The organism is Enterobacter vonholyi (assembly GCF_040834095.1).
GTDB classification, from domain to species: domain Bacteria; phylum Pseudomonadota; class Gammaproteobacteria; order Enterobacterales; family Enterobacteriaceae; genus Enterobacter; species Enterobacter vonholyi.
Map to the genome: position 1 here is coordinate 4,301,299 of NZ_CP162152.1, position 26,297 is coordinate 4,327,595.

The 26,297-nt window shown below is 54.1% G+C and carries 19 protein-coding genes, 3 tRNA genes, 3 rRNA genes and 1 riboswitch; of the genes, 6 read left to right on the plus strand and 19 right to left on the minus strand.

The features are described from left to right. Position 1: 1 nt before the first annotated feature. The 4 genes from ilvM to ilvL all read right to left on the minus strand — a co-directional run bounded on the left by ilvM (position 2) and on the right by ilvL (position 2,146). Complete coding sequence (gene ilvM, locus AB3N39_RS20230; protein WP_059354681.1) at positions 2 to 265, minus strand: acetolactate synthase 2 small subunit; 264 nt, start codon at positions 263 to 265, stop codon at positions 2 to 4. Next, positions 262 to 1,908, minus strand: a complete 1,647-nt coding sequence (gene ilvG, locus AB3N39_RS20235) for an acetolactate synthase 2 catalytic subunit (RefSeq protein WP_133295335.1) — start codon at positions 1,906 to 1,908, stop codon at positions 262 to 264. Before ilvG ends, ilvM begins: the two co-directional genes overlap by 4 nt. A 2-nt stretch (positions 1,909 to 1,910) precedes the next feature. Continuing rightward, entirely contained in the window at positions 1,911 to 1,961 is a 51-nt protein-coding gene (gene ilvX, locus AB3N39_RS20240; RefSeq protein ID WP_166792073.1) for a peptide IlvX, read from the minus strand. A gap of 86 nt (positions 1,962 to 2,047) precedes the next feature. Then, entirely contained in the window at positions 2,048 to 2,146 is a 99-nt protein-coding gene (ilvL, locus tag AB3N39_RS20245; RefSeq protein ID WP_001311244.1) for an ilv operon leader peptide, read from the minus strand. Positions 2,147 to 2,487: 341 nt separating this feature from the next. Between ilvL and AB3N39_RS20250 the strand changes: the two genes are divergently transcribed. Further along, positions 2,488 to 4,008, plus strand: coding sequence for a YifB family Mg chelatase-like AAA ATPase (locus tag AB3N39_RS20250; protein ID WP_325814645.1), 1,521 nt, complete (start codon positions 2,488 to 2,490; stop codon positions 4,006 to 4,008). Positions 4,009 to 4,039: 31 nt separating this feature from the next. Here AB3N39_RS20250 and AB3N39_RS20255 read toward each other — a convergent pair whose 3' ends face one another. Next, the gene (locus tag AB3N39_RS20255) at positions 4,040 to 4,378 is read right to left on the minus strand and encodes a DUF413 domain-containing protein (RefSeq protein WP_008501577.1); all 339 of its coding nucleotides are present in this window, start codon (positions 4,376 to 4,378) and stop codon (positions 4,040 to 4,042) included. Between the two features lie 118 nt (positions 4,379 to 4,496). On the opposite strand from AB3N39_RS20255, the gene hdfR reads away from it, so the two are divergent. Continuing rightward, positions 4,497 to 5,318, plus strand: coding sequence for an HTH-type transcriptional regulator HdfR (gene hdfR / locus AB3N39_RS20260; protein ID WP_143345660.1), 822 nt, complete (start codon positions 4,497 to 4,499; stop codon positions 5,316 to 5,318). A gap of 98 nt (positions 5,319 to 5,416) precedes the next feature. Here the strand turns inward: hdfR and AB3N39_RS20265 are convergent. From AB3N39_RS20265 to btuB, 8 genes are all read right to left on the minus strand, one after another. Beyond that, positions 5,417 to 5,492: transfer RNA gene (locus tag AB3N39_RS20265), tRNA-Trp, on the minus strand. Positions 5,493 to 5,545: 53 nt separating this feature from the next. Then, positions 5,546 to 5,622, minus strand: a tRNA-Asp gene (locus tag AB3N39_RS20270). Between the two features lie 55 nt (positions 5,623 to 5,677). Beyond that, positions 5,678 to 5,793 (minus strand): 5S ribosomal RNA (gene rrf / locus AB3N39_RS20275). A gap of 72 nt (positions 5,794 to 5,865) precedes the next feature. Then, positions 5,866 to 8,770: ribosomal RNA gene (locus AB3N39_RS20280) — 23S ribosomal RNA — on the minus strand. Positions 8,771 to 8,953: 183 nt separating this feature from the next. Next, a tRNA-Glu gene (locus AB3N39_RS20285) sits at positions 8,954 to 9,029 on the minus strand. A gap of 85 nt (positions 9,030 to 9,114) precedes the next feature. Then, positions 9,115 to 10,656 (minus strand): 16S ribosomal RNA (locus tag AB3N39_RS20290). Together the 16S, 23S and 5S rRNA genes with 3 tRNA genes alongside form the textbook arrangement of a ribosomal RNA operon. A 381-nt stretch (positions 10,657 to 11,037) precedes the next feature. After that, positions 11,038 to 11,889 carry a glutamate racemase gene (gene murI / locus AB3N39_RS20295; protein ID WP_023309660.1) on the minus strand — a complete coding sequence of 284 codons (852 nt, stop codon included), beginning with the start codon at positions 11,887 to 11,889 and terminating at the stop codon, positions 11,038 to 11,040. Then, positions 11,834 to 13,687 carry a TonB-dependent vitamin B12 receptor BtuB gene (gene btuB, locus AB3N39_RS20300; protein ID WP_111963979.1) on the minus strand — a complete coding sequence of 618 codons (1,854 nt, stop codon included), beginning with the start codon at positions 13,685 to 13,687 and terminating at the stop codon, positions 11,834 to 11,836. The genes murI and btuB overlap by 56 nt, the downstream gene beginning before the upstream one ends. Before the next feature lie 65 nt (positions 13,688 to 13,752). Then, positions 13,753 to 13,929, minus strand: a riboswitch (cobalamin riboswitch). Positions 13,930 to 14,033: 104 nt separating this feature from the next. Between btuB and trmA the strand changes: the two genes are divergently transcribed. Beyond that, complete coding sequence (gene trmA / locus AB3N39_RS20305) at positions 14,034 to 15,134, plus strand: tRNA (uridine(54)-C5)-methyltransferase TrmA (protein WP_348943281.1); 1,101 nt, start codon at positions 14,034 to 14,036, stop codon at positions 15,132 to 15,134. 52 nt (positions 15,135 to 15,186) lie between these two features. Here trmA and AB3N39_RS20310 read toward each other — a convergent pair whose 3' ends face one another. Further along, positions 15,187 to 15,546, minus strand: coding sequence for a YijD family membrane protein (locus AB3N39_RS20310; protein ID WP_008501783.1), 360 nt, complete (start codon positions 15,544 to 15,546; stop codon positions 15,187 to 15,189). Positions 15,547 to 15,555: 9 nt separating this feature from the next. After that, complete coding sequence (gene fabR, locus AB3N39_RS20315) at positions 15,556 to 16,194, minus strand: HTH-type transcriptional repressor FabR (RefSeq protein ID WP_008501784.1); 639 nt, start codon at positions 16,192 to 16,194, stop codon at positions 15,556 to 15,558. Positions 16,195 to 16,390: 196 nt separating this feature from the next. Here fabR and sthA point away from each other — a divergent pair, with 196 nt between their 5' ends. Next, the gene (gene sthA / locus AB3N39_RS20320; RefSeq protein ID WP_039265649.1) at positions 16,391 to 17,791 is read left to right on the plus strand and encodes a Si-specific NAD(P)(+) transhydrogenase; all 1,401 of its coding nucleotides are present in this window, start codon (positions 16,391 to 16,393) and stop codon (positions 17,789 to 17,791) included. On the opposite strand, the gene oxyR is transcribed toward sthA, so the two are convergent. After that, positions 17,774 to 18,691, minus strand: a complete 918-nt coding sequence (oxyR, locus tag AB3N39_RS20325) for a DNA-binding transcriptional regulator OxyR (RefSeq protein ID WP_133295340.1) — start codon at positions 18,689 to 18,691, stop codon at positions 17,774 to 17,776. The genes sthA and oxyR overlap by 18 nt on opposite strands. A gap of 488 nt (positions 18,692 to 19,179) precedes the next feature. On the opposite strand from oxyR, the gene ppc reads away from it, so the two are divergent. Both ppc and AB3N39_RS20335 read left to right on the plus strand, forming a co-directional pair. Further along, the gene (ppc, locus tag AB3N39_RS20330) at positions 19,180 to 21,831 is read left to right on the plus strand and encodes a phosphoenolpyruvate carboxylase (RefSeq protein ID WP_047653049.1); all 2,652 of its coding nucleotides are present in this window, start codon (positions 19,180 to 19,182) and stop codon (positions 21,829 to 21,831) included. Between the two features lie 95 nt (positions 21,832 to 21,926). Next, positions 21,927 to 22,775 carry an AraC family transcriptional regulator gene (locus AB3N39_RS20335; protein ID WP_288459957.1) on the plus strand — a complete coding sequence of 283 codons (849 nt, stop codon included), beginning with the start codon at positions 21,927 to 21,929 and terminating at the stop codon, positions 22,773 to 22,775. Here the strand turns inward: AB3N39_RS20335 and AB3N39_RS20340 are convergent. From AB3N39_RS20340 to AB3N39_RS20350, 3 genes are read right to left on the minus strand one after another with little or no spacing between them, the layout of a single operon-like run. Then, the gene (locus tag AB3N39_RS20340; RefSeq protein WP_288459955.1) at positions 22,762 to 23,118 is read right to left on the minus strand and encodes a PTS fructose-like transporter subunit IIB; all 357 of its coding nucleotides are present in this window, start codon (positions 23,116 to 23,118) and stop codon (positions 22,762 to 22,764) included. The genes AB3N39_RS20335 and AB3N39_RS20340 overlap by 14 nt on opposite strands. A gap of 2 nt (positions 23,119 to 23,120) precedes the next feature. After that, complete coding sequence (locus tag AB3N39_RS20345) at positions 23,121 to 23,996, minus strand: [formate-C-acetyltransferase]-activating enzyme (RefSeq protein WP_288459952.1); 876 nt, start codon at positions 23,994 to 23,996, stop codon at positions 23,121 to 23,123. Further along, positions 23,962 to 26,259, minus strand: a complete 2,298-nt coding sequence (locus AB3N39_RS20350) for a formate C-acetyltransferase (protein ID WP_288459950.1) — start codon at positions 26,257 to 26,259, stop codon at positions 23,962 to 23,964. Before AB3N39_RS20350 ends, AB3N39_RS20345 begins: the two co-directional genes overlap by 35 nt. Positions 26,260 to 26,297: the final 38 nt, after the last annotated feature.

Sequence of the window (26,297 nt, forward strand, 5' to 3'; positions counted from 1 at the left end):
CTTAAGCGCGGATTTGTTGTGATGTGGTTGTGCTCTGGCAGATGGCAACATGGGCAACGTCTACCAGCTTTGATAACTGACTAAACAGTAAGTCGACCGGCCGCGGGCTGGCAACGGTTAATTCGATACTGATATTCCGGGCGTCAGTGGCTGTCTCCATATTCATAGAGCAAATCTGAAAACCACGATGACGCACCACACGCAAAACGCGTTCTAAAGTTTCCGGGTTGAAGCGAGCCTGTACGGCGACCTGATGCTGCATCATGATAATTTCTCCATCATTTGTGAGTTACTGGCACCAGGTGGTACCAGCGGCCAGACGTTCTCGAGTTCGTCGATTGAGACATGAAGCAGGTAAGGTCCATCGCTGTTCAGCATGGTGTCGAGCGCCGCTTCAACCTGATCTTTACGGGTGATGTGCTGGCCAGGGATGCCAAAGGCGCTGGCCAGGGTGAGGAAATCGGGGTTATCGGTGAGAGTCGTTTCGCTGTAGCGCTCCTGGAAGAACAGCTGTTGCCACTGGCGAACCATCCCTAAACGCTGGTTGTCGAGCAAGACGATTTTCAGCGGCAACTGCTTGCGTTTAACGGTGCCGAGCTCCTGGACGTTCATCATGAAGGAGCCGTCACCGGAGATACAGATAACGGTATCGTTCGGGCGGGCGACCTGCGCGCCAACGGCTGCTGGCAGACCGAAGCCCATCGTCCCTAACCCGCTGGAGGTGATGAAATTTTCCGGGCGGGTGTAGGTCATATGCTGCGCGGACCACATCTGGTGCTGGCCGACGTCGGTGGTGACGACGCTATCAGCAGGTTTGCGATCCGACAACTGCTTCAACAGCAGCGGCGCGTAGATGGCCTCGCCGGGGTGATCGTAACGCCATGCGTGCTCGGCACGCATATCGGCGGTGTGCTGACGCCATGCGTTGATATCCAGCGGCTTCTGCAATGCCGGTAACAGCGCGTTGAGATCGCCCTGCAGCGCAACGTGCGCCTGACGCAACTTGTTCATCTCCGCCGGGTCGATATCCATATGGATGACTTTAGCGTTCGGCGCAAAGGTATTCAGCTTGCCGGTGACGCGGTCGTCAAAACGGGCACCTACGGCGATGAGCAGATCGCACTCCTGCACCGCCAGGTTTGCCGCTTTGGTGCCGTGCATCCCCAGCATGCCCAGATAGTACGGATAGTCTGCATCTACCGCACCCAACCCTTTCAGCGTGCAGGTGGCAGGTATTTGCGTTACCGCGATAAATTCACGCAGGGCGGGAACGGCCTGCGCCATCCCGACGCCACCGCCGATGTACAGCATCGGCTGTTTCGCCTGCGCCATCATCTGACGGGCCTCTTCAACTTCCGCATGCGGAAACGCGTCGTCGCTTTCAACGGTGGAGAAGTGGGGTTCCAGATCGCCAGGTGCCACCTGGATATCTTTCGGGATATCGACCAGAACCGGACCAGGACGGCCTGAGCTGGCCACTTCGAACGCTTCTGCCATTACGCGCGGCAGCTCTTCCAGAGACTGAACGAGGAAACTGTGTTTGGTGCAGGCCAGCGATAAACCCAGTACATCGACTTCCTGAAAAGCGTCGGTACCGATGAACGGAGACGCCACCTGCCCGGTGATGGCAACAACGGGAACAGAGTCCAGCAGCGCGTCAGCCAGGCCGGTGATGAGGTTAGTTGCGCCCGGGCCTGACGTCGCCATACACACGCCGATTTTGCCGGTCGCGCGGGCGTAGCCAATGGCCGCCATCACTGCGCCCTGCTCGTGTCGGCACAAGAGATGTTCCACGCCGCCGTCATACAGTGCATCGTAAATCGGCATAATTGCGCCACCTGGATAACCGAATACTGTCTCGACTCCCTGCGCGCGCAACGCATGTACTACCCACTGTGCCCCATTCATAGTTAGTTCCCCGTCATAAATCGGGAGAAACAGAATTTTGTGCTAGTCGTCATTCTCTGCTCCTCATTTACGTTTTTTAGTCATAAAAAAACCCCCGGACCTTTCGGTGCGGGGGTCTTAGTTCGTTAAGGCTTGATTTCTAAGCCTTTCCTCGTCCAAGTGCAGCCCCGCACGGTGGGATAATAATCACCACCACGCTAATCACGACCAGGCTAATCACTCGTAGAAGGGCTGTCATTTTCAGTTCTTTTTGCATCTTGTTCGAAGGAATACCTAAAGAGTTATCACAGTTTTTAAATCAAACACAAGATTTATTTATGACGGATTTGATTAGGCAGCGAATCATATTTCTTAAAAGCTTTGTTTTATATAAAGAAATTAGAAAATGAATATTTTTCATTTTTTTACTGCAGTTCTTAACGTCAAAACGGGGCTTTTTACATTCTGCGAGGAAGCTTCCACGGTTATGCAATTGTTTCAGCGTGCGCTTAAAATCTCTGAACAGGCGGCGTAAATCAGCAAAATGACGCTAAACAGACAAAAAAGGCGCTGGCATAGTCACCCCAGGAGGTAGTGCAAATGTCACTGTCAGTTGTTTATACGCGTGCGGCTCTCGGGGTAAAGGCACCGCTTGTTTCAGTTGAGGTTCATTTGAGTAATGGGCTACCCGGGCTCACGCTTGTCGGCTTACCTGAAACGACGGTTAAAGAGGCCAGGGATCGCGTTCGCAGCGCAATAATAAATAGCGGTTATACCTTCCCTGCGAAGAAGATCACCATCAACCTTGCTCCCGCCGATCTGCCTAAAGAGGGGGGACGATACGATTTACCTATCGCAATTGCCCTTCTCGCGGCTTCTGAGCAGCTTAATACGACAAGGCTAGGCTTGTATGAGTTCGTGGGTGAACTCGCGCTCACAGGCGCGTTAAGAGGCGTTCCCGGTGCGATATCAGGAGCGCTGGAGGCCATACGTGCCGGGCGGCAAATCATTGTCGCAAATGAAAACGCATCAGAAGTGAGTCTTATCGCCGAGAAAGGATGCCTCATCGCGGGACATTTACAGGAAGTTTGTGCCTGGCTGGAAGGACGACATGAACTGTCCGAGCCGGAGGAGTGTGACGATGTTATGACCGACGTCCCGGAGGATCTCAGCGAGATTATGGGGCAGGAGCAAGGGAAACGGGCGCTGGAGATTACGGCCGCAGGTGGGCACAATCTTCTGTTGATTGGTCCACCAGGTACGGGGAAAACGATGCTGGCGAGCAGGTTGAGTGGATTGCTTCCACCGCTCAATAATCATGAAGCGCTGGAAAGCGCTGCCATATATAGCCTCATCAGTTCTGCATCGTTGCAAAAACAGTGGCGCCGTCGCCCTTTTCGTTCCCCACATCATAGCGCTTCACTGACCGCAATGGTCGGCGGCGGGTCTATCCCCGGGCCGGGAGAGATCTCACTGGCCCATAATGGAATTCTATTTCTCGATGAGCTGCCCGAGTTTGAGCGCCGCGTGCTGGATGCACTGAGAGAACCTATTGAATCTGGCGAAATACATATCTCGCGCACGCGGGCCAAAATAAGCTATCCCGCGCAGTTTCAGCTGGTCGCGGCGATGAATCCCAGCCCGACGGGCCACTACCAGGGCAACCATAACCGCTGTACGCCGGAGCAAACGTTGCGCTATCTGGGTAAGTTATCCGGCCCGTTCCTTGACCGTTTCGATTTATCCCTCGAGATCCCCCTTCCTCCGCCGGGTCTGCTCAGGCAGACGGGTATCACGGGTGAAAGCTCAGCTGATGTACGCGAGCGGGTGATTGCGGCCCAGACGCGACAGTATGCTCGTCAGAACAGGCTAAATGCCCGGCTGGATAATGCCGGGATCCGGCAGTTTTGTTCCCTTAACAGTGAGGATGCGGGATGGCTTGAGGAGACGTTGACGCGCTTTGGGCTGTCTATACGTGCGTGGCAGCGTTTGCTAAAAGTGGCCAGAACCATTGCTGACGTGGAGGGGTGCACTGACATTGAGAGAAAGCATTTGCAGGAGGCGCTGAGCTACCGCGCTATCGATCGTTTGCTGCTGCATCTGCAGAAGTTGCTGGCATAAAAAAAAGGGGCCGTAGCCCCTTCTCTTCATTTTAATCATCAGACTCGGTGTAGTCTTCTGCACCTTCCATCTGCGGCTTGCCGCCAGACAGCGTATGGAAGCGCTTTGGACGCTTAATGCGTGCCATATACTTGATCCACACACGTTCCGCTTCAGACTGAGGCTCACGCTCACCACGGCAAACGGAAACAAACTGTTTTTCGTCTTCGGTCGCAGGTTCACGCTTACCCAGATCCAGCTCGTTAAAGGCATAACCATGACGCTCAAGCAGTTGAGCTTCTTTGATGGTGAAATCGCCGTGACGAGAGAACCCGCGCGGATAATGTTTATTGTCGAAAAAACGATTAGTCGTCGTAAAGCTTTCCGCCATCCTACACGCTCCTAATTCTTTGGCCGAGCTATTTATGGCGCGGAGTATTAGTTACGCTTGACAGAGTGTAAAACAAAACATTTAAATCATAACGACAAATAATTTTGCGGAGAAAGATGTGGATACGGAATTGCTTAAAACTTTCCTTGAAGTGAGCAGAACACGCCACTTTGGGCGAGCAGCTGAAGCCCTTTACCTGACGCAGTCAGCAGTCAGTTTTCGTATTCGACAGCTGGAAAATCAACTGGGTGTGAATCTTTTTACTCGCCATCGTAACAATATTCGCTTAACGCCTGCCGGTGAGAAACTGCTGCCGTACGCAGAAACGCTCATGAATACCTGGCAGGCAGCACGTAAAGAGGTGGCGCATACTTCGAGGCATAATGAGTTCTCGATTGGGGCCAGCGCTTCTCTGTGGGAATGTATGCTAAGTCAGTGGCTTACCCAGCTATATCATTCACACGGCCACCTGCAATTTGAAGCGAGAATTGCGCAACGGCAGTCGCTGGTTAAGCAGCTTCATGAGCGTCAGCTTGATCTTCTGATCACAACTGAAGCCCCCAAGATGGACGAATTTAGCAGCCAGATTGTAGGCCAGTTTGGTCTGGCGCTTTATGCCTCTGAACCTTCGATGATGAAGGCAGATCTGACCTATTTGCGCCTGGAATGGGGGCCAGATTTTCAGCAGCATGAGACTGGATTGATTGCACCTGATGATGTTCCACAGTTAACAACCAGCTCTGCGGAGATCGCCTGTCAGCAACTGCCCTTGCTGAGAGGATGTACCTGGTTACCTGTTCGCTGGGCAGACGCTAAAGCGGGGCTGCATACGGTGATGGATTCCACCACGCTTACCAGACCGCTGTATGCAATTTGGCTGCAAAACAGTGATAAGCAAGCACAGATAAAAGATCTGTTAAAAATCAATGTAATGGATTGATACATCAGCCAGCAGAAATGCTGGCTGAATATTAAGAAGAGGCCTTTTTGCTGGATTTCAGGCAAAAAAAATCCTTTGCCGAAGCAAAGGATTATATATGGCAGGGGCGGAGAGACTCGAACTCGCGACACCCGGTTTTGGAGACCGGTGCTCTACCAACTGAGCTACGCCCCTAAAGTTTTTTGCCATTAAGCCTGCCAAAAAGGCAGGCTTAATGTCTTAATAAGTGGCGGAACGGACGGGACTCGAACCCGCGACCCCCTGCGTGACAGGCAGGTATTCTAACCGACTGAACTACCGCTCCACCGAAGACTGCTGTAACCACCGGATTTATGCACCGGCTTACTACTTAATTTGATGCCTGGCAGTTCCCTACTCTCACATGGGGAGACCCCACACTACCATCGGCGCTACGGCGTTTCACTTCTGAGTTCGGCATGGGGTCAGGTGGGACCACCGCGCTAAAGCCGCCAGGCAAATTCTGTTAAATCTGTATCAGGCTGAAATTGATTGTTCTGTCTCTTCGCCAAAACACCTTCGGCGTTGTAAGGTTAAGCCTCACGGTTCATTAGTATCGGTTAGCTCAACGCATCGCTGCGCTTACACACCCGACCTATCAACGTCGTCGTCTTCAACGTTCCTTCAGGAGACTTAAAGTCTCAGGGAGAACTCATCTCGGGGCAAGTTTCGTGCTTAGATGCTTTCAGCACTTATCTTTTCCGCATTTAGCTACCGGGCAGTGCCATTGGCATGACAACCCGAACACCAGTGATGCGTCCACTCCGGTCCTCTCGTACTAGGAGCAGCCCCCCTCAATTCTCCAGCGCCCACGGCAGATAGGGACCGAACTGTCTCACGACGTTCTAAACCCAGCTCGCGTACCACTTTAAATGGCGAACAGCCATACCCTTGGGACCTACTTCAGCCCCAGGATGTGATGAGCCGACATCGAGGTGCCAAACACCGCCGTCGATATGAACTCTTGGGCGGTATCAGCCTGTTATCCCCGGAGTACCTTTTATCCGTTGAGCGATGGCCCTTCCATTCAGAACCACCGGATCACTATGACCTGCTTTCGCACCTGCTCGAGCCGTCACTCTCGCAGTCAAGCTAGCTTATGCCATTGCACTAACCTCCTGATGTCCGACCAGGATTAGCTAACCTTCGTGCTCCTCCGTTACTCTTTGGGAGGAGACCGCCCCAGTCAAACTACCCACCAGACACTGTCCGCAACCCGGATCACGGGTCTACGTTAGAACACCAGCCATTAAAGGGTGGTATTTCAAGGACGGCTCCACGCAGACTGGCGTCCACGCTTCAAAGCCTCCCACCTATCCTACACATCAAGGACCAGTGTTCAGTGTCAAGCTATAGTAAAGGTTCACGGGGTCTTTCCGTCTTGCCGCGGGTACACTGCATCTTCACAGCGAGTTCAATTTCACTGAGTCTCGGGTGGAGACAGCCTGGCCATCATTACGCCATTCGTGCAGGTCGGAACTTACCCGACAAGGAATTTCGCTACCTTAGGACCGTTATAGTTACGGCCGCCGTTTACCGGGGCTTCGATCAAGAGCTTCGCGTTGCCGCTAACCCCATCAATTAACCTTCCGGCACCGGGCAGGCGTCACACCGTATACGTCCACTTTCGTGTTTGCACAGTGCTGTGTTTTTAATAAACAGTTGCAGCCAGCTGGTATCTTCGACTGATTTCAGCTCCACCCGCAGGGGCTTCACCTACATATCAGCGTGCCTTCTCCCGAAGTTACGGCACCATTTTGCCTAGTTCCTTCACCCGAGTTCTCTCAAGCGCCTTGGTATTCTCTACCTGACCACCTGTGTCGGTTTGGGGTACGATTTCGTGTTACCTGATGCTTAGAGGCTTTTCCTGGAAGCAGGGCATTTGTTACTTCAGCACCGTAGTGCCTCGTCATCACACCTCAGCGTTAATAAGGTACCGGATTTACCTGGAACCTCCGCCTACATGCTTAAACCGGGACAACCGTCGCCCGGCTAACATAGCCTTCTCCGTCCCCCCTTCGCAGTAACACCAAGTACAGGAATATTAACCTGTTTCCCATCGACTACGCCTTTCGGCCTCGCCTTAGGGGTCGACTCACCCTGCCCCGATTAACGTTGGACAGGAACCCTTGGTCTTCCGGCGAGCGGGCTTTTCACCCGCTTTATCGTTACTTATGTCAGCATTCGCACTTCTGATACCTCCAGCATGCCTCACAGCACACCTTCAACGGCTTACAGAACGCTCCCCTACCCAACAACACATAGTGTCGCTGCCGCAGCTTCGGTGCATGGTTTAGCCCCGTTACATCTTCCGCGCAGGCCGACTCGACCAGTGAGCTATTACGCTTTCTTTAAATGATGGCTGCTTCTAAGCCAACATCCTGGCTGTCTGTGCCTTCCCACATCGTTTCCCACTTAACCATGACTTTGGGACCTTAGCTGGCGGTCTGGGTTGTTTCCCTCTTCACGACGGACGTTAGCACCCGCCGTGTGTCTCCCGTGATAACATTCTTCGGTATTCGTAGTTTGCATCGGGTTGGTAAGCCGGGATGGCCCCCTAGCCGAAACAGTGCTCTACCCCCGAAGATGAGTTCACGAGGCGCTACCTAAATAGCTTTCGGGGAGAACCAGCTATCTCCCGGTTTGATTGGCCTTTCACCCCCAGCCACAAGTCATCCGCTAATTTTTCAACATTAGTCGGTTCGGTCCTCCAGTTAGTGTTACCCAACCTTCAACCTGCCCATGGCTAGATCACCGGGTTTCGGGTCTATACCCTGCAACTTAACGCCCAGTTAAGACTCGGTTTCCCTTCGGCTCCCCTATACGGTTAACCTTGCTACAGAATATAAGTCGCTGACCCATTATACAAAAGGTACGCAGTCACACCACGAAGGTGCTCCCACTGCTTGTACGTACACGGTTTCAGGTTCTTTTTCACTCCCCTCGCCGGGGTTCTTTTCGCCTTTCCCTCACGGTACTGGTTCACTATCGGTCAGTCAGGAGTATTTAGCCTTGGAGGATGGTCCCCCCATATTCAGACAGGATACCACGTGTCCCGCCCTACTCTTCGAGTTCACAGCCTGTGTGCTTTCGTGTACGGGACTGTCACCCTGTACCGTGCGACTTTCCAGACGCTTCCACTAACACACAAGCTGATTCAGACTCTGGGCTGCTCCCCGTTCGCTCGCCGCTACTGGGGGAATCTCGGTTGATTTCTTTTCCTCGGGGTACTTAGATGTTTCAGTTCCCCCGGTTCGCCTCGTTAACCTATGTATTCAGTTAACGATAGTGCAACGAATTGCACTGGGTTTCCCCATTCGGACATCGCCGGGTCAAAGGTTCATATCACCTCGCCGGCGCTTTTCGCAGATTAGCACGTCCTTCATCGCCTCTGACTGCCAGGGCATCCACCGTGTACGCTTAGTCGCTTAACCTCACAACCCGAAGATGTTTCACTTCTGATTGCGAAAATTTGAGAGACTCAAACACACCATTAAAGATGTGTCGTTTCAATTTTCAGCTTGATCCAGATTTTTAAAGAGCAAATATCTCAAACGTGACTCGTAAGTCAGTTTTGAGATATGACGGCAGGTGACTTTCACTCACGAACCAGCAAGTGGCGTCCCCTAGGGGATTCGAACCCCTGTTACCGCCGTGAAAGGGCGGTGTCCTGGGCCTCTAGACGAAGGGGACACTGAAGTCTCAATCGCAAGACGCCTTGCTATTTACTTTTCATCAGACAATCTGTGTGAGCACTACAAAGGCAGGTTCTTTAAGGTAAGGAGGTGATCCAACCGCAGGTTCCCCTACGGTTACCTTGTTACGACTTCACCCCAGTCATGAATCACAAAGTGGTAAGCGCCCTCCCGAAGGTTAAGCTACCTACTTCTTTTGCAACCCACTCCCATGGTGTGACGGGCGGTGTGTACAAGGCCCGGGAACGTATTCACCGTAGCATTCTGATCTACGATTACTAGCGATTCCGACTTCATGGAGTCGAGTTGCAGACTCCAATCCGGACTACGACGCACTTTATGAGGTCCGCTTGCTCTCGCGAGGTCGCTTCTCTTTGTATGCGCCATTGTAGCACGTGTGTAGCCCTACTCGTAAGGGCCATGATGACTTGACGTCATCCCCACCTTCCTCCAGTTTATCACTGGCAGTCTCCTTTGAGTTCCCGGCCGGACCGCTGGCAACAAAGGATAAGGGTTGCGCTCGTTGCGGGACTTAACCCAACATTTCACAACACGAGCTGACGACAGCCATGCAGCACCTGTCTCAGAGTTCCCGAAGGCACCAATCCATCTCTGGAAAGTTCTCTGGATGTCAAGAGTAGGTAAGGTTCTTCGCGTTGCATCGAATTAAACCACATGCTCCACCGCTTGTGCGGGCCCCCGTCAATTCATTTGAGTTTTAACCTTGCGGCCGTACTCCCCAGGCGGTCGACTTAACGCGTTAGCTCCGGAAGCCACGCCTCAAGGGCACAACCTCCAAGTCGACATCGTTTACGGCGTGGACTACCAGGGTATCTAATCCTGTTTGCTCCCCACGCTTTCGCACCTGAGCGTCAGTCTTTGTCCAGGGGGCCGCCTTCGCCACCGGTATTCCTCCAGATCTCTACGCATTTCACCGCTACACCTGGAATTCTACCCCCCTCTACAAGACTCTAGCCTGCCAGTTTCGAATGCAGTTCCCAGGTTGAGCCCGGGGATTTCACATCCGACTTGACAGACCGCCTGCGTGCGCTTTACGCCCAGTAATTCCGATTAACGCTTGCACCCTCCGTATTACCGCGGCTGCTGGCACGGAGTTAGCCGGTGCTTCTTCTGCGGGTAACGTCAATCGCTGAGGTTATTAACCTCAACGCCTTCCTCCCCGCTGAAAGTACTTTACAACCCGAAGGCCTTCTTCATACACGCGGCATGGCTGCATCAGGCTTGCGCCCATTGTGCAATATTCCCCACTGCTGCCTCCCGTAGGAGTCTGGACCGTGTCTCAGTTCCAGTGTGGCTGGTCATCCTCTCAGACCAGCTAGGGATCGTCGCCTAGGTGAGCCGTTACCCCACCTACTAGCTAATCCCATCTGGGCACATCTGATGGCAAGAGGCCCGAAGGTCCCCCTCTTTGGTCTTGCGACGTTATGCGGTATTAGCTACCGTTTCCAGTAGTTATCCCCCTCCATCAGGCAGTTTCCCAGACATTACTCACCCGTCCGCCGCTCGCCGGCAAAGTAGCAAGCTACTTTCCGCTGCCGCTCGACTTGCATGTGTTAGGCCTGCCGCCAGCGTTCAATCTGAGCCATGATCAAACTCTTCAATTTAAGTTTGATGCTCGTGAATTAAACTTCGTAATGAATTACGCATGTTCACTCAGAGACTTGGTATTCATTTATTGTCCGAAGACATTAAGAATCCATGTCACTTTGAGTGCCCACACAGATTGTCTGATAAATTGTTAAAGAGCAGTGCAACGCGGCTTTCGCTCACCGTTGCGAGGTCCCGTATATTACGTTTTCCTCGTTCAGAGTCAAGTGATTATTTTCGCTTTTCTCTGCTGGCGTTCATCTCTGAACCCCGCTAACCCGGCGGCCTGTAAGCCGTTGTTCCGTGTCAGTGGAGGCGCATTATAGGGAGTTCTCAGACGTTGACAACCCCTCTTTTAAAAAAAACTTTCAACCGTCTCTTTTTTGCTCAAAACCGTGCTATAGCGCCAGTTTTTCGAGCGTTTCAAAGCCATAACGGCGTAAAACGGGTAAAAGTTGCTCAGTCTCTTTTGTGATAGCCATACAAAACGCGATATTCGCATCGGTAGATTTCGCATCCGGCGCTTCGTGTTCCAGCAGCCAGGCAGTTCGACGAGCGATAGCCGCACCCGAATCCACCAGGCGCGTCCCCTCCGGTAACACCTCCAATAACTCTTCCTGTAATAGCGGGAAGTGGGTACAGCCCAGCACAACGGTATCCGGAGGTTCGGGCATCCGCAGCCACGGACGAAGAATACGACGCAGCTCGTCGAGTGATACCGCCTTTCCATGCAGCTTCGCTTCGGCCATCTCCACCAGCTCGGCCGAGCCCAGCATCGCAATCTGACATTCGTTAGCAAAACGGTCGATCAACTCGCGGGTATAAGGACGCTTTACCGTGCCTCGCGTTGCCAGCAAACCCACTATGCCGTTCGCCGTCAGACGCGCGGCAGGCTTTATTGCAGGGACAACGCCCACAACCGGGAACTGGAATTTTTCACGCAGGGCGGGAAGAGAAACGGTGCTCGCCGTATTACAGGCGATGACGGCCAGCGCAAGGGGATAGCGTTTTTGTACCGCAGTGACGATTTCAACCACACGCTCAACAATAAAATCTTCGCTCTTTTCCCCATACGGGAAAGCGACGTTATCGAAGGCGTAGATGTAATGGAGATCCGGCAGGAGATGCCGAATCTCATCATAGACCGAAAGCCCACCGACGCCGGAATCAAACACCAGCACGGTGGGACGCGGATTAGAAGGTGTAGCTGCCAGACAAGGTGTATTCCCGTCCTGCAGTTTGGTAGCCATAAACTGTCTCGTAATCTTTATCGAACAGGTTGGCTATTTTACCACGAACTGTGAGATGTGAGGTGACAGGATACGAAACTGCGACATCCCAAAGGCTGACACCGCCCATTTTCACGCGTTCTGACGAATAGGTGTCAGGATCAATCGCGACATCATAGCGGGTGCCCAGATAACGGTAGGCAAGGTTCCAGTCGAGATCCCATACCTGCCAGTCAAGCTGGTACTTAACCTGCTGCTTAGAACGGCGGGCCAGTACTTCGTTGGTTTTGGCATTACGCGGGTCGACGTAATCATATGAAATCTGATGTCCGACCGGGCCAGTATCGAACTGTGCCGTCGCTTCCACACCTTTAATACGTGCTTCGTCAACGTTGTAGTAACGATACGTATGCGGATCGCTGTTAATAAGATTATCAATGTCATTGCGATAGCCGGTGATACGCCAGTTGACCGGTCCCGTCAGACCTTCAAAGCCCCCTTCCCACTGCTTACTCTCTTCCGGTTTGAGGTCCGGGTTACCATAAGAGGCGCTGTGGATCTGGCTCATGGTTGGTGCTTTAAATGCGGTACCGTAGGAAGCAATCACGCGATAGCCATCCACAAACTCCCACGCCGCACTGGTTTGCCATGTGCCATGGTTACCAAAGTTGGAGTTGTCGTCATTACGCGCCGCCGCTTCCAGCGTCACGCTGCTGAACTGCTGCATTGCCGAAACAAACACGCCGGTATTGCGTTGCTCGTACCCTTTATCCAGGTAGCCCGTTCCGGCCTGCGTCTTCTGCTTTTGCCAGTCCAGACCTGCGCCAATGTTGCCGTGACCGACTTCCACGGTGTTGAGCCATTGGGTGGTATACTGCTTCACATCATCCATGGTGGCGGAATCAGCGTAACGCCCTTTCTTCGGATCATAGTTCTGATCTTTACTGCGACCGTAACCCGCGACCAGCTGTGACTGAAAAATCCCCTGGTTGTAACGCAGACCGGTATCCCAGTTCTGGCTATAGAGCTGGCGAGTATCAGGTCGTCCATCCACCATAAAGTTGTCGTCGTAGTGATCGTAACCGTCGTACGCGGTGCGGTTGTCATAACCAAAGCCACGGAAGAAGCCGCTCACGCTGTCGGTAATCTGCTGTTCCACGGAGCCGTACAGCGATTTACTCATAAAGCCATCGCGGTCCGGCTGGCGCGGAGCATCTTTGGCATCAATATCAAAACCACGGGTATAGGTGTAGTTACCCGCCATGGTGATTTTGGTTTTATCCAGCACCTGCTGGAAAGCGCCGTCATAGGTCTGATAACCCTTAGAGCCGACGCCCGCTGAGATTTCCGCACCCGGCTTGTCACGTCCGGTGATGATGTTGATCACGCCGCCAATCGCATCGGAGCCATACAGGGCCGAACGCGGACCACGGATGTACTCAATACGCTGAATCAGCGAGGTTGGGATTTGGCTCAGATCGGGAACGTTGCTGATCCCGGCGTTATTCAAAGGAATACCGTCAATCAGCACCAGCACATGGCGAGATTCCGTTCCGCGAATAAAAGTCGAAGAGTTCGAGCCCATTCCACCGCTTTGCGCGATATCCACGCCAGGCAGACGTGACATGATTTCCACCACGCTTCTGGCCTGCCAGCGTTCAATATCTTCGCGCGTCACCACGGACGTCGGTGCCAGAACAGTTTTTGCCGGTTGTTCAAAACGATTTGCCGTCACCACCAACGAGTCTGCGCTATCCTGCGCCCAGCCCGAAAATGCCGTGACGGACAACGCCGTCAACAGCGATACTTTTTTAATCATTGTTAAAGCATCCACAATATAAGAAGGATGCCGCAGGCCTCATCGATAGCACGCGATGATGAAACCAAATGCGACGTGATCCCGGCAGGTCTTCGGGCTAGGTGGCTATATAAGGATGAAGACTTCCCATTTTCACAGTGTCTACAACGCTCATCCCGCCAGTCTTTACCGCTGCGCGTCAGCTCCAGATTTACACTGGATTCCCTTTTCACTCTCAGGAGACCGGAAACAGAATGCTACAATTAGACACGTATGGATGTCCAGACAGCTATTGGCCATTAAATCTGGACATCCCCTGAACAATGCCTACAATCGCCGCGTAATTCTTTATCACTCAGGACGCATCATGACCCCAGAACACCTCCCGACAGAACAGTACGACGCGCAGCTGGCAGAAAAAGTTGTCCGCCTGCAAAGTATGATGACGCCTTTCAACGCGCCCGTTCCCGAGGTGTTCCGCTCTCCTGTCAGCCACTACCGCATGCGCGCCGAATTCCGCATCTGGCACGACGGTGACGACCTGTACCACATCATTTTCGATCAGCAGACGAAGTCCCGTATCCGCGTGGACAGCTTCCCGGCAGCGAGTGAGCTTATCAACCAGCTGATGACGCTGATAATGGACGGCGTGCGTAACAATCCGTTACTGCGCCACAAGCTGTTCCAGATTGACTACCTGACCACGCAAAGCAATCAGGCGATTGTCTCCCTGCTGTACCACAAAGCCCTGAACGACGAGTGGCGCGAGCAGGCAGAAGCGCTGCGCGATGCGCTACGGGCGCAGAACATCAACGTCCACCTGATTGGCCGGGCGACAAAAACCAAAATCATGCTGGATCAGGACTACGTCGACGAGCGCCTGCCTGTGGCGGGTAAAGAGATGGTTTATCGTCAGGTGGAAAACAGCTTCACCCAGCCGAATGCCGCGATGAACGTGCAGATGCTGGAGTGGGCGCTGAAGGCGACGGAAGGGTCAACCGGCGATCTGCTTGAGCTCTACTGCGGTAACGGCAATTTCTCGCTGGCGCTGGCGCGTAATTTCAACCGCGTCCTCGCAACGGAAATCGCCAAGCCGTCGGTAGCCGCCGCGCAGTACAATATTGCCGCTAACCATATCGACAACGTGCAGATCATTCGTATGGCCGCGGAAGAATTCACGCAGGCGATGAACGGCGTACGCCAGTTTAACCGCCTGGAAGGGATCGATCTGAAGAGCTACCAGTGTGAGACGATTTTTGTAGACCCGCCGCGCAGTGGTCTGGACAGCGAAACCGAGAAGATGGTGCAGGCGTACCCGCGTATTTTGTACATCTCCTGTAATCCGGAGACCCTGTGCAAGAACCTGGAAACGTTAGGCCAGACGCACAAGGTTGAACGTCTGGCACTGTTCGATCAGTTCCCGTATACGCACCATATGGAGTGCGGCGTACTTCTGACGGCTAAGTAAATATCCGGCATTTTGGCAGGTGGCGCTTCGCTTACCTGCCCTACAAAATTCTCTACTCCGGTAACTGGCTCTTGCGGCTACGCATGCGCGAGCCAATCCAGAACACCAGCGCCACAGACAGTACCGCAGGGAAGAAGTTAGAGCCGATATCCGGATACTCCGCGCGAACCACGGTGCTATACAGCAATACGCCCAGAATAAAGCAGGCAGCGGCCAGCCCCGGTAACCCCACCGGCATGGTGCGGTTCAGGTAACGTTGATGCAGGCAGTAAACCGTCAGCACCAACGCTATAAGCGGGAAAATCGAAAATGGAACGATTGAGCTAAAAATAGCGGCAAACGTACCATTAATGGATAAGCCAGCGATCAATGCCAGCAACAGCGTCCCTTTATCCTGACCTGACTGTTTCATTACTCACCTTCACTCTTCGGTTTGATGTGCCAGTTTCTCTTGTTCACGGCGATACCAGTAGTACGCGCCTTTGGAGATCATCCTGAGCTGCAATACCAGTCGCTCTTCAAGCTGCTTGCGTTGTTCAATGCTGACGTCCAGCGCTTCGGCACCCGCGCTGAACACTATCGTCACCATCGCCTCAGCCTGTGCTTCAGTAAAGGCACGCGGCATATGGTTTTCGAGTTCAAGATAGTCGGCAAGTTCCGCGATGAAGTGCTGAATTTCACGCGCGACGGCGGCACGAAACGCCGCCGACGTGCCCGAACGTTCGCGCAGAAGCAGACGAAACGCGTTGGGGTTATTGCCGATAAATTCCATAAATGTCGACACGGAGGTGCGGATCACGCTGCCCCCTTTGGCGATACGCTGACGCGCCTGGCGCATCAGCTGACGCAGCATCAAACCGCTCTCGTCGACCATGGTCAGGCCCAGTTCATCCACATCACGGAAATGACGATAGAAGGACGTTGGCGCAATCCCGGCCTCGCGTGCGACTTCGCGCAGGCTCAAACTGGCAAAACTTCGCTCAGCACTCAGTTGACTGAATGCGGCTTCCACCAGCGAACGCCGGGTTTTCTCTTTTTGTTGTGCTCTTACGCCCATCACGATAGTTGAATCCTTCCAAAGGCCTGATGGCACTATACCAGAGAATAAAATTAATCTGTTTGCCTGGCTTTGTGAATGATTGTTTACGTGCGGTTTGTGCTCCACTGCCCGAAAAAAGCACAACGATAATTGGGTTACCCTGGCAATGATGTTATGATTCTGTTGCTTTTATGTATAAGAACAGGTAAGCCTTACCATGCCACATTCCTACGATTACGACGCAATAGTTATTGGTTCCGGCCCCGGCGGCGAAGGTGCTGCTATGGGTCTGGTGAAACAGGGAGCCAGAGTAGCGGTCATCGAGCGCTACCATAATGTCGGCGGCGGTTGCACCCACTGGGGCACCATCCCTTCGAAAGCCCTCCGCCACGCCGTTAGCCGCATTATCGAATTTAACCAGAACCCTCTTTACAGCGACCACTCCCGACTTCTTCGTTCATCCTTTGCTGACATCCTGAATCACGCGGACACCGTTATTAACCAGCAGACACGCATGCGTCAGGGATTTTATGAGCGTAACCACTGTGAAATTTTGCAGGGCAACGCGCATTTTGTGGATGAACACACCCTGGCACTCGAATGCCACGACGGTTCGGTTGAAACCATCACGGCTGAAAAATTTGTGATTGCCTGCGGTTCACGCCCGTACCATCCCGCCGACGTCGATTTCTCGCACCCGCGCGTCTACGACAGCGATTCGATTCTGAGCCTGCACCATGAGCCACGCCACGTCATTATCTATGGCGCAGGGGTCATTGGCTGCGAATATGCGTCGATCTTCCGCGGAATGGACGTCAAAGTTGACCTGATCAACACCCGTGACCGCCTGCTGGCGTTCCTGGATCAGGAGATGTCGGACTCTCTCTCCTACCACTTCTGGAACAGCGGCGTGGTGATTCGCCACAACGAAGAGTACGAGAAAATCGAAGGCTGTGACGACGGGGTGATAATGCACCTGAAGTCCGGTAAGAAGCTGAAAGCCGACTGCCTGCTGTACGCCAACGGCCGTACCGGCAACACAGATTCACTGAAGCTGGAAAATATCGGGCTTGAGACCGACAGCCGCGGTCAGCTGAAGGTCAACAGCATGTACCAGACCGCGCTACCGCACGTTTACGCGGTCGGCGACGTGATTGGCTACCCAAGCCTGGCCTCAGCCGCTTACGACCAGGGACGCATTGCCGCACAGGCGCTGGTAAAAGGCGAAGCGACGGCGCACCTGATCGAAGATATTCCGACGGGCATCTATACCATCCCGGAAATCAGTTCTGTCGGGAAAACCGAGCAGCAGCTGACGTCAATGAAGGTGCCTTACGAGGTGGGTCGTGCCCAGTTTAAACATCTGGCGCGGGCGCAAATCGTGGGGATGAGCGTGGGAACGCTGAAAATTCTTTTCCATCGCGAGACGAAAGAGATCCTCGGGATTCACTGCTTCGGTGAACGCGCCGCGGAGATCATTCATATCGGCCAGGCAATCATGGAGCAGAAAGGCGGTGGTAACACCATTGAGTACTTCGTCAACACCACCTTTAACTACCCGACCATGGCGGAAGCCTATCGGGTAGCCGCGCTGAACGGTTTAAACCGCCTGTTTTAACGCGCTGTCGAAATGGCCATCCATCGAACCACGGATGGCCTCTGCCAGCTGCTCATAGCGGCTGCGCAGCGGTGAACCCGGACGATAAACCAGGCCAATCGTACGACGCGGTTCCGGCTTAATGCACGGCAGATAGACCACGCCATCACGTTTACGCTCGTGCGGCACCGCCAGCGCAGGCAGAAGCGTAATACCGCTTCCCGCCGCCACCATATTACGCAGCGTTTCCAGACTGGTTGCCCGGAAATGGGTATCTTCATCGGCACCCGCTTCGAAGCAGAAGCCCATAGCCTGGTCGCGCAGGCAGTGGCCATCTTCCAGCATCAGCAGCTTTTCACCGGCCAGATCGGCCATCGGCACGCGATCGCGGTTCGCCCACGGGTGATCTTCATAGATCGCCAGCATCATCGGCTCATCGAACAGCGGTACTTCAATAAAGGCTTCACTCTCTTTTACCAGTGCAAGAATGGCGCAGTCGAGCTTGCCGCTGTCCAGCTGCGCCAGCAGCTGATGGGTTTGCGCTTCGTGCAGGTACATTTCGAGTTTCGGGAACGTCTGGTGCAGCATCGGAATGATGTGCGGCAACAGGTACGGGCCAACGGTTGGGATCAGGCCAATATGCAGCGGGCCGGACATGGCCTCCCCCTGCTGGCTTGCCATTTCCTTGAGCACTTTGACCTCGCGCAGCACGGTGCGCGCCTGATCCACCAGCAGAAGACCTGCCTGTGTGAACAGAACCTTACGACTGGTGCGCTCCAGCAGCATCACGCCCAGCTCGTCTTCAAGCTTGCGGATCTGGCCGCTCAGCGTGGGCTGGCTGACGTGACAGGAATCTGCCGCGCGGCGAAAGTGACGATGCTCGGCTAACGCTACCAGGTATTCAAGATCACGAATATTCATTATTCATCCTCCGTCGCCACGATAGTTCATGGCGATAGATAGCATAGCAACGAACGATTATCCCTATCAAGCATTCTGTTGAATAATACACCACATAGACGAGGCGGCACGTGTTTGACCCTTGACGTCCCCGCACCGTCAGCGAGTTTCTCTCAAAACTCGAACAACTAAAGCCAACGTGAACTTTTGCGGACCCCGTGGTCCGCTTTTTTTTTGCGTAAAAAACCGGAGATAAAAGCAAAATGGCAACCGAAGCTGCCATTTTTCGTGTTTTACCCCTTTTCCCCGGCACATTCTTATAAGCATCTCTTATCTGAAGCAATGCGAATTAAATTTCGTAAATTGCCCACATTTATTCGTTTGCTGAACCGTTTTCGCAGCAATTGACGACGGGGGTTTTACGTGGCTTTATAAAGGGAGATGACAAAATAATGTCCAGAAAATTTTCGCCTGGACATAAACAAAAATGATGGGGTGACTGGGTTTTTATGAACGAACAATATTCCGCGTTGCGTAGTAATGTCAGTATGCTCGGCAAAGTGCTTGGAGATACCATCAAAGATGCGTTAGGGGAGAACATCCTCGACCGCGTTGAAACCATCCGCAAGCTGTCAAAATCTTCCCGTGCCGGTAACGAGGCCAGTCGTCAGGAGCTGCTCACCACCTTGCAGAACCTCTCAAACGATGAGCTGCTGCCCGTTGCGCGCGCATTCAGCCAGTTCCTGAACCTGGCTAACACCGCTGAGCAATACCACAGCATTTCGCCAAATGGCGAAGCGGCAAGCAACCCGGAAGTCATTGCCCGCACCCTTCGTAAACTGAAAGACCAGCCAGACCTCAACGAGGCCACCATCAAAAAAGCGGTGGAGTCGCTTTCGCTGGAGCTGGTGCTGACCGCACACCCAACCGAAATTACCCGTCGCACCCTGATCCACAAAATGGTGGAAGTGAACAACTGTCTGAAGCAGTTGGATAACAAAGACATTGCCGACTACGAACGCAACCAGCTGATGCGCCGTCTGCGCCAGCTGATTGCCCAGTCCTGGCACACCGATGAAATTCGTAAGCATCGTCCAAGCCCGGTCGACGAAGCCAAATGGGGCTTTGCGGTGGTGGAAAACAGCCTGTGGGAAGGGGTGCCGAACTACCTGCGCGAGCTGAACGAACAGCTGGAAGAGAACCTTGGCTACCGCCTGCCGGTCGATTTCGTTCCGGTCCGCTTCACCTCCTGGATGGGCGGCGACCGCGACGGCAACCCGAACGTGACCGCGGAAATTACCCGTCACGTCCTGCTGCTGAGCCGCTGGAAAGCGACCGACCTGTTCCTGAAAGACATTCAGGTGCTGATCTCCGAGCTGTCGATGGTTGAAGCGACGCCGGAACTGCGCGCGCTGGCCGGAGAAGAAGGCGCCAGCGAACCGTACCGTTTCCTGATGAAAAAACTGCGCGGTCAGCTGATGGCCACTCAGGCGTGGCTGGAAGCGCGTCTGAAAGGTCAGCGCCTGCCAAAACCAGAAGGCCTGCTCAGCCAGAACGAACAGCTCTGGGAGCCGCTGTACGCCTGTTATAAATCACTCCAGGCCTGCGGGATGGGCATCATCGCTAACGGCGAACTGCTCGACACCCTGCGCCGCGTGAAGTGTTTCGGCGTGCCGCTGGTGCGTATCGACGTCCGTCAGGAAAGTACCCGCCATACCGAAGCGCTGGGCGAGCTGACCCGCTACCTCGGCATCGGCGACTATGAAAGCTGGTCCGAAGCCGACAAACAGGCCTTCCTGATCCGCGAGCTGAACTCGAAGCGCCCTCTGCTGCCGCGCAACTGGGAGCCAAGCAACGAAACCCGCGAAGTGCTCAACACCTGTAAAGCGATCGTGGACGCGCCGAAAGGATCGGTGGCCGCCTATGTGATCTCTATGGCGAAGACCCCTTCCGACGTGCTGGGCGTTCACCTTCTGCTGAAAGAAGCGGGAATCGACTACGCCCTGCCGGTCGCCCCGCTGTTTGAGACCCTCGACGACCTGAATAACGCCAACGACGTCATGACCCAGCTGCTGAATATCGACTGGTACCGCGGCTTTATCCAGGGCAAACAGATGGTGATGATCGGCTATTCCGATTCCGCGAAAGATGCAGGCGTGATGGCGGCATCCTGGGCGCAGTATCAGGCGCAGGATGCCCTGATCAAAACCTGCGAGAAAGCCGGTATTGAGCTGACCCTGTTCCACGGACGCGGTGGCTCAATTGGCCGTGGCGGCGCACCTGCACATGCAGCCCTTCTGTCACAGCCGCCGGGAAGCCTGAAAGGCGGCCTGCGCGTCACCGAGCAGGGCGAGATGATCCGCTTCAAGTACGGTCTGCCGGAAGTGACCATCAGCAGCCTGTCGCTTTATACCAGCGCTATCCTGGAAGCAAACCTGCTGCCGCCGCCGGAGCCGAAAGCATCCTGGTGCCATATCATGGACGAGTTGTCTGATATCTCCTGCGATCTGTACCGCGGCTACGTGCGTGAAAACAAAGATTTCGTTCCTTACTTCCGCTCGGCCACGCCTGAGCAGGAGCTGGGTAAACTGCCGCTGGGCTCACGTCCTGCGAAGCGTCGCCCGACCGGTGGCGTAGAGTCTCTGCGCGCGATCCCGTGGATCTTCGCCTGGACGCAAAACCGTTTGATGCTGCCCGCCTGGCTGGGTGCCGGTGCCGCGCTGCAAAAAGTGGTGGAAGACGGCAAACAGAGCGAGCTGGAGACCATGTGTCGCGACTGGCCATTCTTCTCTACCCGTCTGGGCATGCTGGAGATGGTCTTCTCGAAAGCTGACCTGTGGCTGGCGGAATACTACGATCAGCGTCTGGTGAAACCTGAGCTGTGGGCGCTGGGCAAAGAGCTGCGCGAACTGCTGGAAGGCGACATCAAAGTGGTTCTGGACATCGCCAACGACTCACACCTGATGGCGGACCTGCCGTGGATTGCCGAGTCTATTCAACTGCGTAACATCTACACCGACCCGCTGAACGTCCTGCAGGCAGAGCTGCTGCACCGTTCGCGTCTGGCGGAAGAAGAAGGGAAAGAGCCGGATCCACGTGTTGAACAGGCGCTGATGGTGACGATTGCGGGCGTTGCGGCGGGTATGCGTAACACCGGCTAATGCTTTACGCCCGGCGGCGCTGCGCTTGCACGGGCCTACGATAAGTAGGCCGGGTAAGCGTTAGCGCCACCCGGCAATACCCTGGTATCAACACCATGCACCACGACATTACCGATATCCTGAATGACCTGATCAACGGCACAACGCCGCTGCATGAGGTGCATTTTGCAAACCCAGCGACCTCCGCCCCCGAACTTGCCTTGCAGGTCGATTTTCCACGTCTGGAGATCGCGATCGAAGGATCCATGAAAGACCTGGCTGGCTGCGTATTACAGCAGGGTGACGTTTTATACGTCCCGGCTGGCGGCTGGAATAATCCACAATGGCAAGCCCCCGCAACAACGCTGAGCATCCTGTTTGGCAAACAGCAGCTTGGTTTTAGCCTTATACACTGGGATGGCGTAGACGTTCGTAACCTGGCAAAGCAGAACGTTGCCCGCCGTGGTCCGCGTATTGGATCGCTACTCTTACAGACGCTTCATGAAATACAGATGCAGCCCCATGAGCAACAAACCGCGCGGCTGATTATCGCCAGCCTGCTTAGCCACTGCGTCGACCTGCTGGGTAGCCAGATCCAAACCGCCTCCCGCAGTCAGGCTTTATTTGAAGCGATTCGGATCTATATTGACGAACACTACGCCACCCCGCTTACCCGGGAATCCGTCGCGCAGGCTTTTTATATCTCCCCAAACTACCTGTCGCATCTGTTTCAGAAAACGGGCGCAGTGGGTTTCAATGAATACCTGACGCACACCCGGCTGGAACACGCTCGCCAGTTGCTGAAAGGGTATGATTTAAAAGTGAAAGAGGTAGCGCATGCCTGCGGATTTGTTGACAGCAACTATTTCTGCCGGTTATTTCGCAAGAACACGGAGCGTTCGCCTTCAGAATACCGTCGCCAGTATCACAGCCAGCTCACCGGGAAGACCGCTAGTCCAGAATGACCTGAGTATGCTGCGGAGCGGCTAATATCTTACGCACCGCTCCCATCACCTTTTGTGGATCACGTAAAAAGGCGCTAATACCGCACTTCACGTAGCGCGCATTCTCGAAACGCTCACTGCCCGACAGTTCTATATCGGTAATCAGCAATACGACATCGGCACGCTGAATGTCGTCTTCCGTAAGCTCGCTCTCGATGCCCAGCGCTCCCTGCGTCTCGATGTTAACACTCCACCTCTCCTGCTGGCAGAGCTTTTCCAGCCGTTCGGCAGCCATATAGGTATGCGCGACGCCACTGACGCACGCGGTCACCGCCACCAGATGACGTCCCGTTATCACTGTCATATTCAGCCTCCCAGGGTAACATTGAAACCTTCTCGCTCTGCCCGTTGACGCATCGCTGACACCTCATCTTCTGTCGGAGGGATAACTTGCCGCATGCCCCACTCCTGTCCCAGCAGGCGGTATTTTGGCTCCCCATACTGATGAAAGGGCAATAAATGCAGCTGTCGTATTCCTGAAGGTAGCAGGAAATCCAGTACGCGCGTCATGTTCGTTTCGTTGAGCGTATAGCCCGGAATAAGCGGCACGCGGGGAATCACGTTTATCCCGTCAGCCACCAGCTGGCGGAAATTATCCAGCACTCTGGGAAGATTCATTGCCATAATCGATTGGGCCAGATCCGCGTCCATGATCTTCAAATCAAACAGCACTTCATCACACTGGCGAGCCAGCGGTATTAATCGGGACAAAGGGGCATCGCCTGCCGTTTCGATGGCCGAATGCACGCCGAATCGACGCAGCCTTTGTAGTAGCCGTGTCGCGAAAGGTGCCTGCAGCAATACTTCCCCACCCGAAAGCGTCACTCCGCCTCCCGAGGAACGAAAGAATACATCGTCTTTCATTACCTCTTTTTCCAGCTCCTCCAGCGTAACGTCCCGCCCGATAGGCTCAAATGCGCCGGAGGGGCACTCATCAACGTCCCGTAAACAGGGGGCGCAGTTAAGACATTTACTTTCTCTACGCACCATCTCGATTTTCGGCGAAATCGACTCTGGATTCGCACACCACGGACAGCGGTGAGGGCAGCCTTTAAAAAAGACAACCGTACGGATGCCGCGTCCGTCATTCAATGAGTAGCGCTGGATGTTGAAAATACGCGCCACCTCGGCGCGCGTTTCAACCACGTCACAGCTGATGCGCTGTGCGGCGGATAATGTCATCCTGGATCTCCTTCGATAATTCCACAAAGAAGGCGCTGTAGCCGGCAACGCGCACCACCAGCCCGGCAAAATCCTGTGGACGCTGTTGCGCTTCACGCAATGTCTCCGCGTTCACCACGTTGAACTGGATATGCTGCAACTTAAGCTGGGTGAAAGCGCGAAGGAAATCCGCCAGCTTTTGCAGCCCGGCATCGCCTTCCAGCGTCGCAGGGGTAAATTTAACGTTTAGCAGCGTACCGTTAGATAGCAGATAGTTATCCAGCTTGCTTACCGATTTAAGTACCGCCGTTGGGCCCTGCATATCTTGCCCAAGCATCGGCGAAAGCCCACCGTCTGCCAGCTGTTCGCCGGCAAAGCGGCCATCGGGCGTGGCCCCCACCACCGCCCCGAGCGGCACGTGTGCCGACACGGTATAAGACCCCGGAGTGAACTGCCCGCCGCGCGGGTTCCGGTATTTTTCGACCTCTTTACAGTAATGGCGCAGCAGTTCAGCGCTGATGTTGTCGACATCATCGATATCATTGCCGTATTTTTCGAAGCGATTAATCAACCGTGCGCGGATTTTTTTGCCCTCTGGCGTGGCAAAGTTAGCGTTCAATACGGCTAATAGCTCATCAAAACTTAAGCGATGCTGTTCAAAAACCAGCCCTTTCAGGGCGTGCAGTGAATCACTCAGATTGGCTATCCCGATCCCCTGAACGCCAGAAAAGTTATAGCGCGCGCCACCCTCGGTAATATCTTTCCCTGATTCCAGACAATCGCTTATGAATGAAGAGAGTAACGGCACCGGTGCCCAGTCGCGATGGCCGATATCGCAGATATTGCTCCCCTCAACCATTAGCGCAATATAGTGGTTAATTTTGGCGCGGATATGGTCCAGCAGGCCTTCATAACTCAGCGCTGCGTTACCTTCGTTCTCCTGCATCGCGATTTCCATTACCTTCAGCAGGTTAAACATCGCGATATCATGCAGACCGTAGGTTTTACCCGGAATCGACAGTTCTACACAGCCAACCACCGCGTAGTCGCGCGCGTCTTCCAGCGACACCCCCCGATTAAGGAAAGCAGGCACCACCACTTCATCATTGAAAATCTGCGGGATACCGGTGCCCAGGCGGATCGTCTCCGCCGTTTTAAGCAGGAAAGGTCGGTCGATAAGTTCGTTAACCCGTACGCCTAGGTTCGGCTGCGGAAGCTGAACCCTCTGGTAAGCATCCAGGCACAGGAAGGAAAGCACATTCACTGCGCTACGACCGCTCTCCGTTAAGCCGCCCAACAACGCGGTATAACCCGTCGGAAAACCTGCAAAATAACGTGCGCTACTGGTCGAACGTAAAAGCACCACGTCATTGCATTTCACCCACAGCGATTCCAGTAGCTCTTTCAGAAATTCGGGATCGTCCCCCTGCGAGAGTGAAGCCTGATAAAACGGCAACATATACTGGTCGAAGCGCCCGATAGAAAGCGAGCTGGCGTTAGATTCGTATTGCAAAATGACGTTCATATACCAGAACAGCTGACACGCCTGCCAGAACGTTTGCGGCTTATGCTGCGCGTTATGACGCGAGATTTCGGCAATCTTACATAGTTCTTCACGCCGTGAAGCTTCATCACAGCCGGACGCAAGCCTTTCAGCCAGCGCGGCATAGCGCAGAATATGACGCTGGGATGCTTCAAGCAGAATCAGCGCGGCGGCATAGAACATGTTCTGCGCATCGCGGGCACAATATTCTCGCATTTGCGCCACCAGCGCACCCAGCCCGTTATTCAGCAGGCGCGGATAATCAATAATGATATGCCCCTGCCCTTTGTCCGTCTGATTGACGCTGAAAATTTGCGTCCCCACGGCGGCTTTCACCTCATCCGTCATCTGGCTGTTGATGAAATCCTTCATCGACCGTTTTTCCCAGTAGGGATACAGCACGTCACGGTAAATCTGCTTATCCGCTTCGCCGATCTCGAAGCGGTCCTGCGGGCGTGTGGAAAACTGGTCCAGCTCCTTAAGCAGCCAGTACGGATCCATCTCAGGAGACATAATGCCCGCGCGCGGTTTAACGGTCCGGTTTCCCGCAATCAGTTCCTCATCACGAATCGCGATGTTCACATGGTCAAGAATGTACGCCGTGGCTTTTGCTCGCCTGAGGATAACCGGCTCGCCCTCCGTCTGCTGATGGCTGGCGGTATAGAGCAAAGCACGCTCAAGCGAGATTTCACGCGGATTAGCAAAAAGAGCGTCTTTCAAACGCTGGGTACGATTCGTCATGAGGGAACTCCTGTAACGGAAAACGAGCCCGCCCCTAA

Coding starts and splice junctions, on each gene's coding strand:
- sthA (WP_039265649.1), top strand. CDS start 16,391: ATGCCACATTCCTACGATTACGACGCAATAGTTATTGGTTCCGGCCCC.
- AB3N39_RS20335 (WP_288459957.1), top strand. CDS start 21,927: ATGCACCACGACATTACCGATATCCTGAATGACCTGATCAACGGCACA.
- AB3N39_RS20250 (WP_325814645.1), top strand. CDS start 2,488: ATGTCACTGTCAGTTGTTTATACGCGTGCGGCTCTCGGGGTAAAGGCA.
- AB3N39_RS20340 (WP_288459955.1), bottom strand. CDS start 23,118: ATGACAGTGATAACGGGACGTCATCTGGTGGCGGTGACCGCGTGCGTC.
- ilvL (WP_001311244.1), bottom strand. CDS start 2,146: ATGACAGCCCTTCTACGAGTGATTAGCCTGGTCGTGATTAGCGTGGTG.
- murI (WP_023309660.1), bottom strand. CDS start 11,889: ATGGCTACCAAACTGCAGGACGGGAATACACCTTGTCTGGCAGCTACA.
- AB3N39_RS20310 (WP_008501783.1), bottom strand. CDS start 15,546: ATGAAACAGTCAGGTCAGGATAAAGGGACGCTGTTGCTGGCATTGATC.
- oxyR (WP_133295340.1), bottom strand. CDS start 18,691: ATGAATATTCGTGATCTTGAATACCTGGTAGCGTTAGCCGAGCATCGT.
- ilvM (WP_059354681.1), bottom strand. CDS start 265: ATGATGCAGCATCAGGTCGCCGTACAGGCTCGCTTCAACCCGGAAACT.
- ppc (WP_047653049.1), top strand. CDS start 19,180: ATGAACGAACAATATTCCGCGTTGCGTAGTAATGTCAGTATGCTCGGC.
- trmA (WP_348943281.1), top strand. CDS start 14,034: ATGACCCCAGAACACCTCCCGACAGAACAGTACGACGCGCAGCTGGCA.
- AB3N39_RS20350 (WP_288459950.1), bottom strand. CDS start 26,259: ATGACGAATCGTACCCAGCGTTTGAAAGACGCTCTTTTTGCTAATCCG.
- ilvG (WP_133295335.1), bottom strand. CDS start 1,908: ATGAATGGGGCACAGTGGGTAGTACATGCGTTGCGCGCGCAGGGAGTC.
- btuB (WP_111963979.1), bottom strand. CDS start 13,687: ATGATTAAAAAAGTATCGCTGTTGACGGCGTTGTCCGTCACGGCATTT.
- AB3N39_RS20345 (WP_288459952.1), bottom strand. CDS start 23,996: ATGACATTATCCGCCGCACAGCGCATCAGCTGTGACGTGGTTGAAACG.
- AB3N39_RS20255 (WP_008501577.1), bottom strand. CDS start 4,378: ATGGCGGAAAGCTTTACGACGACTAATCGTTTTTTCGACAATAAACAT.